Raw genomic sequence first — 17866 nt, forward strand, 5'->3', positions numbered from 1 at the left:
CGCGCGTTCGAGCCGTTTTAAGCAGTTATCACCCTCAGGGCAGGACAGATATTATGAAAAATGTAGGTTTCGTTGGCTGGCGTGGAATGGTCGGTTCTGTACTCATGCAACGCATGATTGAAGAACGCGATTTCGACGCTATCCGTCCGGTATTCTTCTCCACCTCTCAGCACGGTCAGGCCGCGCCTTCTTTCACGGGTCAGTCTGGAACCTTGCAGGATGCCTATGATCTGGACGCTCTGAGCGCACTGGACATTATCATCACCTGTCAGGGCGGCGATTATACCAATGAAATCTATCCGAAGCTGCGTGAAATCGGTTGGTCCGGCTACTGGATTGACGCAGCATCCTCTCTGAGAATGGAAGATGACGCGATAATCATCCTCGACCCGGTGAACAGCGCCGTGATCCACCAGGGCATCGACAAAGGCATTAAAACTTTTGTGGGCGGTAACTGTACCGTCAGCCTGATGCTGATGTCGCTCGGCGGCCTGTTTGCCAATGACCTGATCGAGTGGGCGTCTGTTGCCACCTATCAGGCGGCGTCCGGCGGCGGTGCGCGTCACATGCGTGAACTGCTGACCCAGATGGGCATGCTGCATAACAGCGTGGCGAAAGAGCTGCAAAACCCGGCCTCCGCCATTCTGGATATCGAACGTAACGTGACGGCGCTGACCCGCAGCGGCACGTTGCCGACCGATAACTTCGGTGTTCCGCTGGCGGGCGGTCTGATCCCGTGGATCGACAAACAGCTCGATAACGGCCAGACCAAAGAAGAATGGAAAGGTCAGGCGGAAACCAACAAAATCCTCGGCACTTCCGACATTATTCCGGTGGATGGCCTGTGTGTGCGCATCGGCGCGCTGCGTTGCCACAGCCAGGCGTTCACGCTGAAACTGAAAAAAGACGTGTCGATCCCGGAAATCGAACAGATGCTGGCGTCGCATAACGACTGGGTTCGCGTGATCCCGAATGACCGTGAACTGTCGATGCGTGAACTGACACCGGCGGCGGTCACCGGCACCATGAACACCCCGGTGGGCCGTCTGCGTAAACTGAATATGGGCCCGCAATATCTGTCTGCGTTCACCGTCGGTGACCAGCTGCTGTGGGGCGCGGCAGAGCCGTTGCGCCGCATGTTAAGGATCTTACTCTGACGGGAAAACTGCCCTGTTTTCTTTGAGATGATTTCGCACGGGACACCAGCACGGTGTCCCGTTTTTGTATCTGCCATCCCTCACTTCACCCTTTATCCGCCTTTTTCCAGCGCAACTCTCTGAATTTCATTTTGCGAAAAATTCCTCAGTTTCTTCACGCTGATTTTTCGAACCTTTGTCTATGCTTAGTAGAAGAGCTCTGCCTCTTTGAGAAGCTGAAATAAGCACTTATTTGGAAATTGTGAGCGTAAGCGTCATCGCGCACCTTTTGGCAAAACTGAAACATAGCCGGATCACAAAGCGGCGATAAAAAGGGGAGCACACTGGGATCACGTTTCGTATTGAATACCTGAATGATTTTATTGGATTTATTGATTTAATTAATCATAGGACGAAATACATGTCTGTACTTCCCGATCAGCACGTTATTAATCAAATTATATCTGGCCACTACGCTGATCCTTTTTCTCTTTTGGGCATGCATTCTGTGGCCGCCGGGCTGGAAGTGCGTGCCCTGTTGCCGGATGCCGATCAGGTCTGGGTCATCGATGTAGAAAAGGGTAAGCAGGTGGCGGAACTGCGTCGTTATGACGATCGCGGTTTCTTCGTCGGCCTGATCCCGCGCCGTAAAAATGCGTTTCGCTACAAACTGGAAGTCCGCTGGGGCGAAAATCTCCATGTGATTGACGACCCGTACCGCTTCGGCACGCTGTTGCAGGAGCTGGATATCTGGCTGCTGGCGGAAGGCACGCACCTGCGGCCCTACGAAAAACTCGGCGCGCATCTGCAAACGCTGGATGACGTCGATGGCGTCAGTTTTGCGGTCTGGGCACCAAACGCCACGCGGGTTTCCGTGGTCGGTGAATTCAACTTCTGGGACGGCCGCCGCCACCCGATGCGTCAGCGCCGCGAAAATGGTATCTGGGAATTGTTCATTCCTGCCGTCAGCGAAGGTCAGCTGTATAAATTCGAAATTATCGACTGCCGCGGGCATGTCAGCCTGCGCGCCGACCCTTATGCCTTTGAGGCGCAGATGCGTCCGGACACCGCCTCGTGCGTGCGTAAATTACCGGACGTTGTGCCGCATTCAGAAAGCAGAAAGAAAGCCAATGCGCTGAATCAGCCAGTTTCTGTCTATGAAGTGCATCTGGGATCCTGGCGTCGTCATACCGACGACAATTTCTGGCTCAGTTATGGCGAGCTGGCCGAACAACTGGTGTCGTACGCCAAATGGATGGGCTTCACGCATATCGAACTGATGCCGGTCAACGAGCATCCGTTCGACGGCAGCTGGGGTTATCAGCCGCTCGGCATGTATGCGCCGACCCGCCGATTTGGCACGCCGATGGAGTTCAAGGCGTTTGTCGATGCCGCGCATAACGCCGGTCTGAACGTCATTCTCGACTGGGTGCCGGGGCATTTCCCGAGCGATGCCTACGGGCTGGCCCAGTTCGACGGCACCGCGCTGTACGAATATGCCGATCCGCGCGAAGGCTACCATCAGGACTGGAATACCCTGATCTACAACTATGGCCGTCATGAGGTACGAAACTATCTGGCGGGCAACGGCTTTTACTGGATAGAACGCTTCGGCATCGACGGTCTGCGCGTGGATGCGGTGGCGTCGATGATTTACCGCGATTACAGCCGCAAAGCCGGCGAGTGGATCCCCAATTATTACGGTGGCCGCGAAAACCTCGAAGCCATTTCCTTCCTGAAATACACCAACCATACGATTGGCCGTGAACTCGGCGGCGCAGTGACGTTAGCGGAAGAATCCACTGATTATCCGGGCGTCACCATGCCGCCGGATGCCAACGGGCTGGGTTTCCATTACAAATGGAATCTGGGCTGGATGCACGACTCGCTGGCGTATATGCAGCTCGATCCGGTTCACCGCAAATACCATCACAATCTCATGACGTTCGGCGTGCTTTACGCCTACAGCGAGAACTTCATGCTGCCGCTTTCGCACGATGAAGTGGTGCATGGCAAAAAATCCCTGCTGGATAAAATGCCCGGCGACGTCTGGCAGAAGTTTGCCAACCTGCGCGCCTATTACGGCTTTATGTGGGCGCATCCGGGCAAAAAACTGCTGTTTATGGGCGGAGAATTTGCGCAGGGGCGAGAGTGGAATTTTGACGCCAGCCTCGACTGGCATCTGCTCGATGACCCGGCAGGTTGGCACAGCGGCGTGCAACATCTGGTGCGCGACCTGAATCTGACCTATCAGGCCAATGCGCCGCTGTATGAACTGGATTACAACCCGCGCGGCTTTGAATGGCTGGTGGTCGACGACCACGAAAACTCGATTTTCGCCTTTGCACGTCGCGACGAAAATGGCGGTGAAATCATCGTTATCAGCAATTTCACGCCAGTGCCGCGTGAGCACTACCGCATCGGCATCAGTCAGCCGGGCCGTTATCGTGAAATTCTCAACACCGATTCGCATTACTACCGTGGCAGCAATGTCGGCAACGGCGGCGATGTTTACAGTGAAAATATTGGCCACCATCAGCGCGATCACTCCATCAGCGTGGTGATCCCGCCGCTGGCCACTGTGTATCTGCGAAGGGAGGCGTAATGAAACAACCCGGGCCCGGTCTGCCTGCACCTTTTGGTGCGCATCTCAGAGATAACGGCGTCAATTTTTGCCTGTATTCCGCCCATGCGGAAAAAGTCGACTTGTGCCTGTTTGATGAGAGCGGTAGCGAGCAGCATCTGCCTTTAACCGGCCGCACCGGCAATCTGTGGCACGGGTTTGTGCCGGATCTGAAAGCCGGACAACGCTATGGTTACCGGGTTTACGGACCGTTCGATGCGAAAAACGGCCATCGTTTTAACCCGAAAAAAGTGCTGATCGACCCCAGCGCCCGGGCGATAGACGGCGTGCTGCTTGATAACGCACGTTTTACCGGCGGCACCGATGCGCCGGACGATAAAGACAGCGCCGTGGTTGCGCCAAAATCCGTGGTGGTCGCCGGGAATTTCGACTGGGGCGATGATAAACCGCCCGCCAGACCGTGGGGCGAAACGGTGATTTACGAGGCGCATGTGCGCGGGCTGACCCGTCAGCATCCGCATATTCCCGCCGCCCTGCGCGGCACCTACGCCGGGCTGGCGCATCCGGTCATGCTGGAGTATTTGCAGCATCTGGGTGTGACGGCGATAGAGCTTTTGCCGGTACAACATCATGCCGACGAGCCGCGTCTGCAACGACTCGGACTGAGCAATTACTGGGGCTACAACGTGCTGGCACCCTGCGCCGTGGAACCGCGTTACGCCAGCGGACAGGGCGGCGTGTCGGCGCTGAATGAGTTTAAATCGGCGGTCAAAGCGCTGCATCAGGCGGGCATCGAAGTGATCCTCGACGTGGTGTTCAACCACAGCGCGGAACTGGATATCGACGGGCCGTTTATTTCGTTTCGCGGCATCGATAACGCCAGCTGGTACTGGCTCAACGATGACGGCTCAGACAACAACATGACCGGCTGCGGCAACACGATGAGGCTGGTGGATGAAGAGGTGATCGCCTGGATACTCGACTGCCTGCATTACTGGGTTCGCGAATGTCACGTCGATGGCTTCCGCTTTGATCTGGCGTCTGTTCTCGGCAGAACGCCGGAGTTCACTGCGCAATCGCCGCTGTTTGAAGCCATTAAAAACGATGAAATCCTGTCAAAAACCAAACTGATTGCCGAGCCGTGGGATATCGGCACCGGCGGCTATCAGCTCGGGAATTTTCCGGCACCTTTTGCCGAATGGAGCGATATCTGGCGCGACGATATGCGTCAATTCTGGCTGCATGGCGACACCTCCCTCGGTCAGTTTGCCGGACGTTTTGCCGCTTCGGCGGACAAATTCAATCCCGCACAGCGCGAACCTTACGCCAGCATCAACATGCTGACGGCACACGACGGCTTCACGCTGCGCGATCTCGTGAGTTTTAACCAGAAACACAACCAGGCCAACGGCGAAGAAAACCGCGACGGCCATAACGAAAATTTCAGCCAAAACCACGGCGAAGAAGGGCTGGAGGCGTCTGCACACGTTCTGCAACAGCGCCGTCTCAGTCAGCGTGCTTTGCTGGCGACGCTGTTTCTGTCACAGGGCACGCCGATGTTGCTGGCCGGTGACGAACTCGGTAACAGCCAGTCGGGCAACAACAACGCCTATTGTCAGGACAATCCGCTGACCTGGCTCGACTGGGAAAATGCCGATGACAGCCTGATGGCCTACACCAGCGCGCTGATTGCCCTGCGCCGGAAAATTCCGGCACTGACGCAAAACCGCAGGTGGCAGGCAGGCAGCGACGACGTGCAATGGCTGAATCAACAGGGGCAACCGATGAGCCCCGGCGACTGGGAACAGGGGCCGCAGCAATGGCTGCAAATCTGTCTCTCCCGGCGCTGGCTGCTGATCGTGAATGCCTCGCTGCACGAGGTGGATATGCACCTGCCGCCGGGAAACTGGCAGCCGGTCGCACCGTTCAACAGTGTGCTTTTTGATGAGGAACCCCGGCGTGTCATGGACGGCTCGCAATGGCGGGCAGCAGCAAAAACCCTCTGTGTCCTACAAGATTTCACTCCACAGAGCCGGTAATAATAAAAACGAAGGAGTCAGATATGGCGACATTAGATAACCGGGACCCGGTCATGCTGGCACGACAGTTGCCGCTCAAATCCGTGGCATTGATCCTTGCCGGTGGCCGGGGTTCCAGGCTGAAAGATTTGACCGCAACCCGGGCAAAACCCGCCGTTCACTTTGGCGGTAAATTTCGCATCATTGATTTCGCCCTGTCGAATTGCCTGAATTCCGGCATTCGCCGCATCGGTGTGATCACGCAATATCAGTCGCACACGCTGGTTCAGCACATTCAGCGCGGCTGGTCTTTCCTTAACGAAGAAATGAACGAGTTCGTGGATTTGCTCCCGGCGCAGCAACGCCACAGTACCGAGCACTGGTACAAAGGCACCGCCGATGCGGTCTATCAGAATCTGGATATTATTCGCCGCTATGACGCCGAGTTTGTGGTGATCCTGGCCGGGGATCATATCTACAAGATGGACTACTCGCGCATGCTGATCGACCACGTGCAGAAGGGCGGTGAATGTACCGTCGCCTGTCTGGAAGTCCCGCGCGCCGAGGCCAGTGAATTCGGGGTTATCGGCGTGACTGAAGATTATCACATCACCAGTTTTGTCGAAAAACCGCAAGATCCGCCTGCCATGCCCGGCAATCCTGATATGGCGCTGGCGAGCATGGGCATCTACATTTTTAATGCAGACTATCTGTTTCGCATGCTCGAAGAAGACATGGCAAGTGAGGAATCCAGTCATGATTTCGGCAAAGACCTGATCCCAAAACTGACCCGTCAGGGCGTCGCCCGCGCGCATCCGTTTGGTCTTTCCTGCGTGACTCAAAATGATGAATTGCCGCCGTACTGGCGTGATGTCGGGACGCTGGATGCCTACTGGCGCGCCAATCTGGATCTGGCATCGGTCACGCCGGAACTGGATATGTACGACCGCGACTGGCCGATCCGCACCCATATGGAGCCGTTGCCGCCAGCCAAATTTGTGCAGGACCGCTCAGGCAGCCACGGCATGACCATGAACTCGCTGGTGGCGGGCGGTGTGATTGTCTCGGGTTCCGTGGTGGTGCACTCCGTATTGTTCCCGCGGGTGCGCATCAATTCTTTCTGCAATATCGACTCAACGATTATTTTGCCGGATGTGAACGTGGGGCGTTCATGCCGCTTACGCAAATGTGTCATTGACCGCGCCTGCCAAATCCCCGAAGGGATGGTGATTGGCGAGAATGCGGATGAAGACAGCCGCCGGTTCTACCGCTCGGAAGGGGGCGTGGTACTGGTGACGCGCGCGATGCTGGCGAAACTATAAACAGACGTTAGAAAGCACGACTTTTCGTCATCCCGCTGAACGCCGGGATGACCGGGATAATCAGGAGCGCGAATGCAGGTTTTACATGTTTGTTCCGAGCTGTTTCCGCTGTTAAAAACGGGCGGCCTTGCTGACGTCGCCGGAGCACTTCCCGCCGCACAAATTGCGGAGGGCGCGGATGTCCGCGTGCTCATTCCGGCGTTCCCAGATGTCAAAAAAGGACTGGGGGAAACGCAGGTGATCGGTACGCTGGCGACCTTTGCCGGACACGTCACCCTTTCACTGGGGTACTTTGATGGCGTGGGTATTTATCTGATTGATGTGCCGGGTTTGTACGATCGTCCCGGCAGTCCGTATCACGATCAATCGTCTTTCGCCTATCCGGATAACCATCTGCGCTTTGCGCTGCTGAGCTGGATGGCCTGCGAGCTGGCGCTGAATTTCGACCCGCACTGGAAGCCGGATATTGTCCATTCTCATGACTGGCACGCCGGGCTGTGTTCTGCCTATATCCGCGCCCGCAACGCGCCGGTGAAGACCGTTTTCACGGTGCATAATCTGGCGTTTCAGGGATTGTTCTTCGCGCATCATCTCGATGAGCTGTACATCCCGCGCGAATTCTTCCAGATGCACGGGCTGGAATTCTACGGCCAGATTTCTTTCCTGAAAGCCGGTCTGTTCTATTCCGATCATGTGACGACGGTCAGCCCGACCTACGCGAAAGAAATCACCCGGCCGGAATTTGGTTACGGCATGGAATCTCTGCTGCTGGAACGCGAAATGCAGGGGCGGCTGACGGGGATCCTCAACGGTGTCGATGAAGCTATCTGGCAGCCGCGTGATGACGTGTTGTTGTCGGCGCGTTACGACGCTGATGATTTGCGTTCGAAAGCGGTCAACAAAGCTTATCTGCAACGGGCGATGGGGCTGGATGTGGATGACTCGCGTCTGGTGTTCGCGGTGGTCAGCCGCCTGACCAGCCAGAAAGGGCTGGATCTGGTGCTGGAAGCCTTGCCGGACCTGCTCGAACGTGGCGGCCAGCTGGCGCTGTTAGGCGCAGGTGACGCGGTGCTGCAACAGGCATTTCTGGCGGCGGCGGCGGACAATCCGGGGCAGGTCGGCGTACAGCTGGGTTATCACGAAGCGTTTTCCCACCGCATCATCGGCGGGGCGGACGTCATCATGGTGCCGAGCCGTTTCGAGCCGTGTGGATTAACCCAGTTGTATGGCCTGAAATACGGCACCCTGCCGCTGGTGCGCCGTACCGGCGGGCTGGCCGACACGGTGGTCGACTGTGCGCTGGAAAATCTGGCTGACGGAACCGCCAGCGGGTTTGTCTTTGAAGACGCAACGGGGAAATCGCTCGGAAGTGCGATCCGCCGGGCATTTGTTTTGTGGAGCCGACCGAAACACTGGCGACACGTCCAACAACACGCCATGGGTATTGATTTCGGCTGGAAGGTAGCTGCACAGGAATATCTCGTCCTGTACAACCGCCTGCTGTCCTGACCCTGAACGTAGCTAACTTGATCGGGAATGTAACGTTATGACTTCACCGTTTAATTACAACTCACCGACAGTCAGTGTCGAAGCGCTTAAGCATTCTATTGCCTATAAACTGATGTTTATCATCGGCAAAGATCCGTCTATTGCGACACAACATGACTGGCTTAATGCCACATTGTTTGCGGTACGCGATCGCATGGTGGAACGCTGGCTGCGTTCTAACCGGGCGCAAACCTCACAGGATGTCCGGCAGGTGTATTACCTGTCGATGGAGTTTCTGATTGGACGGACACTCTCCAACGCGCTGCTGGCGATGGGGATTTATGACGACCTGAAAAGCGCCCTCGATGAAATGGGCTTTGACCTCGAAGAACTGATCGGCGAAGAAAATGACCCCGGTTTAGGCAACGGCGGTCTCGGACGACTGGCGGCCTGTTTCCTGGATTCACTGGCCACGCTGGCGCTGCCGGGGCGCGGTTACGGCATCCGTTATGAATACGGCATGTTCGCGCAAAGCATTATCAACGGTGAGCAGAAAGAAGCGCCGGATTACTGGCTGGAATACGGTAATCCGTGGGAATTTCAGCGCTACAACACCCGTTATAAAGTGCGTTTCGGTGGCCGTGTGCAGCATGAAGGCGTCAAAACCCGCTGGCTGGAAACCGAAGAAGTTATCGCCTGCGCCTACGATCAGGTAATCCCCGGTTACGACACGGACGCCACCAACACGCTGCGGTTGTGGGGCGCACAGGCCAGTAACGAAATCAATCTGGGTAAATTTAATCAAGGCGATTATTTCGCGGCGGTGGAAGATAAAAACCATTCCGAGAATGTATCCCGCGTGTTGTATCCCGATGATTCGACCTATTCCGGCCGCGAGTTGCGTCTGCGTCAGGAATATTTCCTGGTGTCAGCGACCGTGCAGGACATCCTCAACCGCCATTACACCACGCACCATACTTACGACAATCTGGCCGACAAAATTGCTATTCACCTCAACGATACGCACCCGGTGCTGTCGATCCCTGAGCTGATGCGTCTGCTTATCGATGAGCATAAATTCGAATGGAAAGACGCGTGGGAGACGGTGTGTCGTGTGTTCTCTTACACCAACCACACGCTGATGAGCGAAGCGCTGGAAACCTGGCCGGTGGACATGATCGGCAAGATCCTGCCGCGTCATCTGGAAATTATTTTCCAGATCAACGATCACTTCCTGAAAGAAGTGGCGGAGAAGATCCCCGACGATAACGGCCTGCTGTCGCGCGTCTCAATTATCGACGAAGGCCACGGCCGCAAAGTGCGTATGGCATGGCTGGCGGTGATCGCCAGCCACAAAGTGAACGGCGTTTCCGAACTGCATTCCGAGCTGATGGTGCAGTCGCTGTTCGCGGATTTCGCCCGCGTTTACCCGGACCGTTTCATCAATAAAACCAATGGTGTGACGCCGCGCCGCTGGCTGGCGCTGGCCAATAAACCGCTGTCGGCGGTGATTGACGATGCCATCGGTCAGACCTGGCGTTCGGATCTGAGCCAGCTGGCGGAACTGAAACAGAATCTGGATTACCTGAGTTTCCTGCAGGCGATCCGCAAGGCCAAGCTGGACAACAAAAAGCGGCTGGCGCTGTTTATCGCCCAGAAGCTGAACATTGTGGTGGATCCGAAAAGCCTGTTCGATGTGCAGATCAAACGTATTCACGAATACAAACGCCAGCTGATGAACGTGCTGCATGTCATCACCCGTTATAACCGTATTCTGGAAGAGCCGGATGCCGAATGGGTACCGCGCACGGTGATTTTCGCCGGTAAAGCGGCATCGGCCTATTATGCGGCGAAACAGATCATCCGGCTGATCAACGACGTGGCGACGGTGATCAACAGCGATCCGCGTATCGGCAACAAACTGAAGGTGGTGTTCATTCCGAACTACAGTGTCAGTCTGGCGCAGCTGATCATTCCGGCGGCGGATCTTTCCGAGCAAATCTCGCTGGCGGGTACCGAAGCCTCCGGCACCAGTAACATGAAATTTGCCCTGAACGGTGCGCTGACCATCGGCACGCTGGACGGTGCCAACGTCGAAATGCTCGAACATGTGGGCGAGGAGAATATCTTTATTTTCGGCAACACCACGCCGCAGGTCGAGGCATTACGCCAGAAAGGTTACAACCCGCATACGTATTTTGAGCAGGACGCCGAGCTGCATCAGGTGCTGACGCAAATCGCCACCGGCGTTTTCAGCCCGACCGAGCCGAAGCGTTATACCAACCTGTTCGACACGCTGGTTAATCTCGGCGATCACTATCAGGTGCTGGCGGATTACCGCAGTTATGTCGATACGCAGGATAAAGTCGATGAGCTGTATAAACTGCCGGAAGAGTGGACGCGCCGCACGCTGCATAACATCGCCAACATGGGATATTTCTCCTCGGACCGTACCATTCAGGAATACGCCGATGAGATCTGGAACATTAAACCGGTGAGGTTGTAAAGCGGGAATAGAGGTGAGACTTTCAGCTCCTCCCCCTGCGAAGGGGGATTCAGAAGCGACTTCAATCAGCTCCCTCCCCTGCGAAGGGGAGGGTTGGGGTGGGGTATTAAGGTCAAAAACAAGATGTTAAGTGTGCATAACCACTTGTTTTGTCTGTTAAACCCCCTCCCAGCCTCCCCCTTCGCAGGGGGAGGAGCTAACTAAATCAAGACGCCAGCGACAAATGTTTCTTCTGCTGTTTGTGTGTTTCCAGCCATTCGGCGACGCGTTGTTGCTGGGCTTTATCCAGCCACATACCGAGTTTGGTACGGCGCCAGATGGCATCATCGAGCTGTGACACCCACTCTTTTTCCACCAGATAGCGCAGTTCCGCTTCGTAGAATCCGTGACCGAAATCTTCGCCCAGCGATTCCAGGCTGGTCGCATCATTGAGGAACAACTCCGTCTGGCTGCCGTAGGTCCGGGCATAACGGCGTGCCAGCGATTCCGGCAACCATTTGAAACGGGTACGCAGATTGGCGCTGTAGGTATCGCGGTCACCGTTGAGTTTCCCGCCCGGCAATACGGCCGTTTTGGTCCACGCCGGACCGGCTTTCGGATAATACTTCACCAGTTTTTCCAGCGCGTGTTCCGCCAGTTTACGGTAAGTGGTCAGCTTGCCGCCGAACACAGAAAGCAGCGGCGCTTTGCCATCCTGATCGTGCACGTCGAGTGTGTAATCACGGGTCACCGCCTGCGGTGAATCGGATTCGTCATCGCACAGCGGACGCACACCGGAATAGGTCCAGACGATGTCTTCGGTGGTCAGCTGTTTCTTAAAGTGGTCGTTATACACTTTCAGCAGATAACCGATTTCTTTGTCATCGATTTTCACGTCTTTCGGATCGCCGTGATATTCCACGTCGGTGGTGCCGATGATCGAGAATTCATCCATCCACGGGATCACAAACACGATGCGGTGATCTTCGTTTTGCAGAATGTAGGCCTGCGGCTGATTGTGCGCGCGTGGCACCACAATATGGCTGCCTTTGATCAGACGTATGCCGTATGGCGATTTCAGCTTCAGGCCGTCGTCGAAGAAATGTTTGACCCACGGACCGGTGGCGTTCACCAGACCTTTGGCGCGCCAGGTGAAGGTTTTGCCGGTATCGATATCTTCGGCTTCCACCATCCACAAACCGTCTTCACGCCATGCGCGGGTGACGCGGGTGCGGGTACGGACTTCGCCGCCACGCTCTTCCACTTCCTGTGCGTTGACGACCACTAAACGCGCGTCGTCCACCCAGCAGTCCGAGTATTCAAAACCTTTGGTCAGTTCCGGTTTCAGCACGGATTCGCTGCCAAATTTCAGGCCCTTACTGGCCGGCAGGCTGGTGCGTTTGCCCAGATGGTCGTACAGGAACAAACCGGCGCGGATCATCCAGGCCGGGCGCAAATGCGGCTGATGCGGTAAACGGAAACGCATCGGGAAGGCAATATGCGGTGCCATTTTCAACAGCACTTCACGTTCAGCCAGCGCTTCGCTGACCAGACGGAATTCGTAATGTTCCAGATAGCGCAGGCCACCGTGGATTAATTTAGAACTGGCCGAAGAGGTCGCGCAGGCCAAGTCTTGCGCTTCAAGCAGCAGAACAGACAGCCCGCGGCCAGCTGCATCTACTGCGATGCCGGTACCATTAATACCGCCACCAATTACGATCAAGTCTTTGGTTTCCACGTCATCTTCCTCCAGATGTTCGAAATAGCTCTTTTATGTTCGTTTTCGCTCACGATTGTAATCGAGAATCGACAAACAAGCCAAGCGTTAACCAAATAAAAACAATTATGCGTGATGAAGGTAACATTTTTGTGTCGGTTTCGAGCAAAACGGCAAGAGGGAATCGAAACCGAGCGCCATGAAGGGCGGGTTTTTTCGCAATTGTTCGTTTTGGGATGTGTCGGGGAGAGGAATACAGGAGCGCCTGAGCGGCGCTCCGCAACAGAAGGAAAATCAGCAGAGTTCGAGATGCACGTCGTATTTGTCGATGATTTGCTTCACGCTTTCCGGCGGCTGTTTATCGGTGAACAGATAGTGGATCAGATCCATTTTTCCGAGGTTCACCATCGCGTTACGGCCAAATTTGGAATGGTCGGTCACCAGCATCACACAGCGGGAATTTTCGATAATCGCGCGTTTGGTGCGTGCTTCGTGATAGTCGAATTCGAGCAGCGAGCCGTCCATATCGATACCGCTGATGCCGAGAATGCCGTAATCGAGGCGGAACTGGGAGATAAAATCGAGCGTCGCCTCGCCCATGATACCGCCGTCGCGGGCGCGCACTTCGCCGCCCGCCAGGAACAGACGGAAATCTTCTTTGGCGGTCAGCAGCGTGGCGACGTTCAGGTTATTGGTCACAATGCGCAGGTTTTTATGGTTAAGCAGCGCATGGGCGACGGCTTCCGGCGTGGTGCCGATGTCGATGAACAACGTCGAGCCGTCGGGGATCTGGCTGGCGACACGTTCGGCGATGCGCGCTTTCGCTTCCGACCACATCACTTTACGGTCGTTATAGGCCGCGTTGACGGAGCTGGATGGCAATGCCGCACCGCCGTGGTGACGGTGAATTTTGTTCTGCTCCGCCAGATCGTTGAGATCGCGGCGGATAGTTTGCGGGCTGACTGCAAAATGCTCCACCAGCTCTTCGGTGCTGACATAACCCTGCTGGCGGACTAAATCGATAATCGCATCATGGCGTTGTGTTTGTTTCACCCGGATCCCCTACTTACTTTTTTTGCGCGGAGTGCGCGTATCAACAAATGCCATGATCAGGCCGAGGCCCAGACCAAATGCATGGGCGGCATTCGACACGGCAGCGCCACCTGTTGCATATCCAATAAACATGAAAATCAGCGAGATGACCAGCAATCCGCCCGGTACGTACAAACGGCTTTCCGGTTTCAGCTGGCCGGTCAGCCAGGCATAACCCATCAGCGCATAGACCACGCCGGACAATCCGCCGAACCAGGATCCGTTGACCATCGACTGGCCCCAGCCGCTGATCAGCGCCGAAATTAATGTCACGGTGAACAGCTTGCCGCTGCCCAGATGCATCTCTACCTGACTGGCGAGATACCACCACCACGCCAGATTAATCAGCAGGGCAATAAAGGAAAAATTCATCAGGGCAGGGGTGAACCAGCGCCATAACTGGAAAACGCGCGAACTGTCCGGCCACGCCAGCCAGCTCATCACCAGCTGGTCACCGACCATCTGTTGCAGAATAAACACCGCCAGACTCAGCATAATCATGCCGATGGTCAGCGGTCCGGCGCGGCTGCGCAGGGTTTTCAGAAACGGCGTATGCGACATGCGTAAATTCGGCTGCGCCTTGCCGGTTTTCCAGCTGGCTTCCTGATAGCGAGGATGCAGCGGATCGCGGACAAACAGCGCCACCTGCTTCTCGGCCTCTTCCAGACGGGATTCATCCTCCAGCCAGAGCTGCACTTCCTGACTTTCAAGTTTTATCGTCAGCGTAAAACCCTGCGTTGCCATGTAATCGACAAACGCCTGAGCGAGGCGGGGGTTGTTCAGGTTAAGAATGCGCACCATAGCGTTAAGCGATTTCCCTAATTGTTTGACTGCGGTAATTCATTGTTATGTAGACAGGCGATAACGGTATCGCCCGATTATCTGTCAGCAGGCGTCTGGTTAACAGTGTCATGCTAACCTAAATGCTGACGACATCGCACTTTGCTCGCGTGCAGAGAGGCCAATTTTGCTGGCAATTGTTGGCCACTGCCTGACGATTTGCCGGCAGCGCCAGATGATATCCTGCGCATCGCTGTCTGAAATGCGAAAAACTGGCGCGACGGAAAGCGCTAAATCGAGATCCATCGCATTATCAGATTCGCTGATATTCAGTTTCAGTCCTGTGCTTTGTGCCACCGGATTCATGTCGTAGGCCGGTGCAAGACGCCATCCTTTTCCCGGCTCCAGCAGAAAGCCGTGATTACGCAGATGATCGTCGGTATTGGATACCAGTAAGTTGAAAACGATGCGCGACCAGAGTTCGCATAAATCCTGATTGGGTTGTGCGCCCTGATTAATAAGTACCGCTGCCAGCTCAAGGTAGCTGACACCGGAAGAGGCGTCATCGCCATCCTGGTGGCCGGTCAGTGTCATGGCCGAGGCAAAATGTTTACGCTGACCCTCTGCCGTCCGGTCAAAACGCTTCACTAAAAAACAGTGGTGAGGATTGGCATAGCGGCGGGCAAGGCTTTCAGGCACATTCAGACCACAAGCTTTTGCCAGCGTATTGACCACCAGTTCCCAGGCGCCGATATCATATTCGTCATTAATGCTGGGGAATTTTGCTATCCACAGATGACCATCTGGTGCGCTGACGCTGGCTTTCGGTCGGGCGCCGCCAAGCGATCCGCCCGGTGCAATCAGTAAACGTAACCATTCATCACCCGCGGCATCCTGATTTTCACTGTCCTTTTCCAGCGCCCGGCTGGCGGCTTCGAGTTCGCGGATCTGAATGAAAGGAGGAGCCGCGACATCATGACGGTCATCCAGAAAATTGCCTTCATCATTGAGCCGAAAACGCAGCGCGCCGATACGAAAATTGTCATGAACGCCCAGCAGGTAATCAGATTCATGCAGACGTTGAGTTGCAGGGGCCACGCCTGCGCGTTTTTCCCGTTCCAGCCGTCTTTTCATCAACAACCGTCCCCAGCGATCCGGACTGGTATCCGCGAAGGCACCAAAAATATCCTGCCCTTGTGCCGGATATTGGGGGCCAGTGAATAAACCTATCCGTGGATCAAGCTGAAGATTGGCAAAATCAGGATGCTCCAGCGCAGCCTGATCATATTCAAAGGCAAAAATTTCACGACCTGCGGCCTGATGCACATTGAGATAACCGATGCGCAAAGCTGCAGGGAGGGGGTTCCAGTCGGCATATACGGCAATCCTTACCGTCATTTCTTCGTCCTTTTAGGGGTTTTTTTACCGGTATCTTCACCCTCCTGAAGCAGTGACGCTAATGAACCGGCACTTAAAAAATCATCCCTGGCCCAGTCAGTTTCGGTATCCGTTTCCTCAGATTTTAAAGAAGGACTCTCTGAGGGCGCAGATGAAGGCGTCCGTTTTGAACGGGAATTGCGTGAGATGGGTTTACGGGGAATTAATGTGGCGTCCTGTAACTGGCGGCCGAACGGATCATCTTTGAGCAACAAATTGAGATCTTGTTCTACGCCCAGAACCTGCATTACCGCCAGACACGCACCGAGAGTGACGCCTGTGTTGCCGCGTTCAAGATTGCGCAATGTCATGGGAACCATACCTGCGCGTTCTGCGACCTGTGCTGCCGTCAGTTTGCGGCGCAGCCTCGCCAGACGAAGACGATCGCCAAATTCAGTTAATAGCGATTCAGTTGCCGGGAGCAAAGGTGACGTTTTACGGGGCATAGTAGCAGCCAATGTGAAGTGTAAACTGAAAGTATTATGGCGATATATGCGCTATATCGCCATAATAATTACACTTTAGCATGCAGGAGATGTGATGCTCAGCGCGATTTCCGGGTCTTTTACACCCCTTCCAGCGCCTGTTGCAGATCGGCAATCAGGTCTTCGGTGTCTTCAATGCCAATGCTGATGCGCACCAGCCCGTCGGTGATGCCGCTCTGACGGCGGATTTCCGGCGCGACGGCGCTGTGCGTGGTGGACGCCGGATGGCAGGCCAGCGAATCGGTGTCTCCCAGAGAAACCGCCTGCGTGATGATGCTCAGCTTATCGAGGAAAGTTCGTGCCGCGTTCAGCCCGCCTTTCAGCTCAATGGCCATAATCCCGCCAAACAGTTTCATTTGTTTCGATGCCGTAGCGTGACCCGGATGCTGTTTCAGTCCCGGATAAAACACGGTGTCTACCGCGCTGTGCCCGTCGAGGAATTCCGCCACCGCCTGTGCGCTCAGCGAGCTGGCTTCCACGCGCAGCGGCAGGGTTTTCAGGCCGCGGATCAGCAGACTGGCTTCGAACGGGCTGAGGTTGCCGCCGAACTGTTTCAGGCCCAGGGTGCGGATGGGCGTGATGAGTGCCGCCGAACCCGCCACCACGCCGCCGGTCGCATCGCCGTGACCGCTGATGTATTTGGTCGCGGAATGCAGAACGATATCAATGCCCAGTTCCAGCGGGCGCGTCAGGTACGGCGTGGCAAAGGTGTTGTCCGCCACACTGACGGCTCCGGCGGCTTTAGACAGACGGGCGATTTCCGCCAGATCGGCAATATCCAGCCCCGGATTGGCCGGGGTTTCCACCAGTACCACTTTGGTATTTTGGGTGAATGCGGCTTCCAGTTCTTTCACATTCGCGACGTGCACCGGTTTTATGCCATAACGTGGCAGCAGGTTACGCACCACGCCTTCGGTGCCGCCATACAGCGTGCCGATATGAATGATTTCATCACCGGGCACCAGCAGCGCAAACAACGTGGCGCTGATCGCCGCCATGCCGCTGGCGCAGGCCACGGCGGTTTCTGCGCCTTCGAGCGCCGCCAGTTTCTGTTCGAAAACGGCCACCGTCGGATTGGCGAAACGGCTGTAAATATAGCCGGGTTCTTCACCGCTGAAACGGCGTGCGCCGCTGTCAAAATCCGGGTATGAAAATGCGGATGCGGCGGTGATCGGCGTCGCAATGGCACCGGTCAGGGCATCAGGTTGTTGTCCGCCATGAACGGCGAGGGTACGCATGCCTAAAGAACGTGAAGTGTTCAGATGTTTCATCTTGAAATCCTGTCGATAGTAGGCGGAAATTATATCAACACTGGAGAACGG

At 55.6% G+C, this 17866-nt stretch carries 12 protein-coding genes; 6 read left to right on the top strand and 6 right to left on the bottom strand.

Annotated elements, in window-relative coordinates:
• The first annotated feature begins 53 nt into the window (after positions 1 to 53).
• From asd to glgP, 6 genes are all read left to right on the top strand, one after another.
• Positions 54 to 1157, top strand: coding sequence for an aspartate-semialdehyde dehydrogenase (gene asd, locus J9880_RS08770; RefSeq protein ID WP_095923863.1), 1104 nt, complete (start codon positions 54 to 56; stop codon positions 1155 to 1157).
• A gap of 400 nt (positions 1158 to 1557) precedes the next feature.
• A complete protein-coding gene (gene glgB, locus J9880_RS08775; protein WP_119825363.1) occupies positions 1558 to 3741 on the top strand; it encodes a 1,4-alpha-glucan branching protein GlgB in 2184 nt (727 codons plus the stop codon).
• Positions 3741 to 5759: a glycogen debranching protein GlgX gene (glgX, locus tag J9880_RS08780; RefSeq protein ID WP_232770335.1), complete on the top strand. Its 2019-nt coding sequence runs from the start codon at positions 3741 to 3743 to the stop codon at positions 5757 to 5759. The genes glgB and glgX overlap by 1 nt, the downstream gene beginning before the upstream one ends.
• A 23-nt stretch (positions 5760 to 5782) precedes the next feature.
• Positions 5783 to 7060 (top strand): glucose-1-phosphate adenylyltransferase, encoded by a 1278-nt coding sequence (gene glgC / locus J9880_RS08785; protein ID WP_095923860.1) that lies wholly within the window; start codon positions 5783 to 5785, stop codon positions 7058 to 7060.
• 72 nt (positions 7061 to 7132) lie between these two features.
• A complete protein-coding gene (glgA, locus tag J9880_RS08790) occupies positions 7133 to 8569 on the top strand; it encodes a glycogen synthase GlgA (protein ID WP_119825359.1) in 1437 nt (478 codons plus the stop codon).
• Positions 8570 to 8606: 37 nt separating this feature from the next.
• Entirely contained in the window at positions 8607 to 11054 is a 2448-nt protein-coding gene (glgP, locus tag J9880_RS08795) for a glycogen phosphorylase (protein WP_232770336.1), read from the top strand.
• Positions 11055 to 11259: 205 nt separating this feature from the next.
• On the opposite strand, the gene glpD is transcribed toward glgP, so the two are convergent.
• From glpD to J9880_RS08825, 6 genes are all read right to left on the bottom strand, one after another.
• Complete coding sequence (glpD, locus tag J9880_RS08800; RefSeq protein WP_131693658.1) at positions 11260 to 12771, bottom strand: glycerol-3-phosphate dehydrogenase; 1512 nt, start codon at positions 12769 to 12771, stop codon at positions 11260 to 11262.
• Between the two features lie 273 nt (positions 12772 to 13044).
• Positions 13045 to 13803 (bottom strand): DeoR/GlpR family transcriptional regulator, encoded by a 759-nt coding sequence (locus tag J9880_RS08805; protein ID WP_095923856.1) that lies wholly within the window; start codon positions 13801 to 13803, stop codon positions 13045 to 13047.
• Positions 13804 to 13812: 9 nt separating this feature from the next.
• On the bottom strand, positions 13813 to 14643 hold the full coding sequence (glpG, locus tag J9880_RS08810; RefSeq protein WP_232770337.1) for a rhomboid family intramembrane serine protease GlpG: 831 nt from the start codon (positions 14641 to 14643) through the stop codon (positions 13813 to 13815).
• A 108-nt stretch (positions 14644 to 14751) separates the two neighbouring features.
• Complete coding sequence (locus tag J9880_RS08815) at positions 14752 to 16020, bottom strand: type II toxin-antitoxin system HipA family toxin (protein WP_232770338.1); 1269 nt, start codon at positions 16018 to 16020, stop codon at positions 14752 to 14754.
• The gene (locus tag J9880_RS08820) at positions 16017 to 16505 is read right to left on the bottom strand and encodes a helix-turn-helix domain-containing protein (protein ID WP_119825351.1); all 489 of its coding nucleotides are present in this window, start codon (positions 16503 to 16505) and stop codon (positions 16017 to 16019) included. The genes J9880_RS08815 and J9880_RS08820 overlap by 4 nt, the downstream gene beginning before the upstream one ends.
• Before the next feature lie 119 nt (positions 16506 to 16624).
• The gene (locus J9880_RS08825) at positions 16625 to 17815 is read right to left on the bottom strand and encodes a trans-sulfuration enzyme family protein (RefSeq protein WP_133823100.1); all 1191 of its coding nucleotides are present in this window, start codon (positions 17813 to 17815) and stop codon (positions 16625 to 16627) included.
• Positions 17816 to 17866: the final 51 nt, after the last annotated feature.

It is taken from the genome of Rahnella victoriana, assembly GCF_021276285.1.
Taxonomy (GTDB): domain Bacteria; phylum Pseudomonadota; class Gammaproteobacteria; order Enterobacterales; family Enterobacteriaceae; genus Rahnella; species Rahnella victoriana.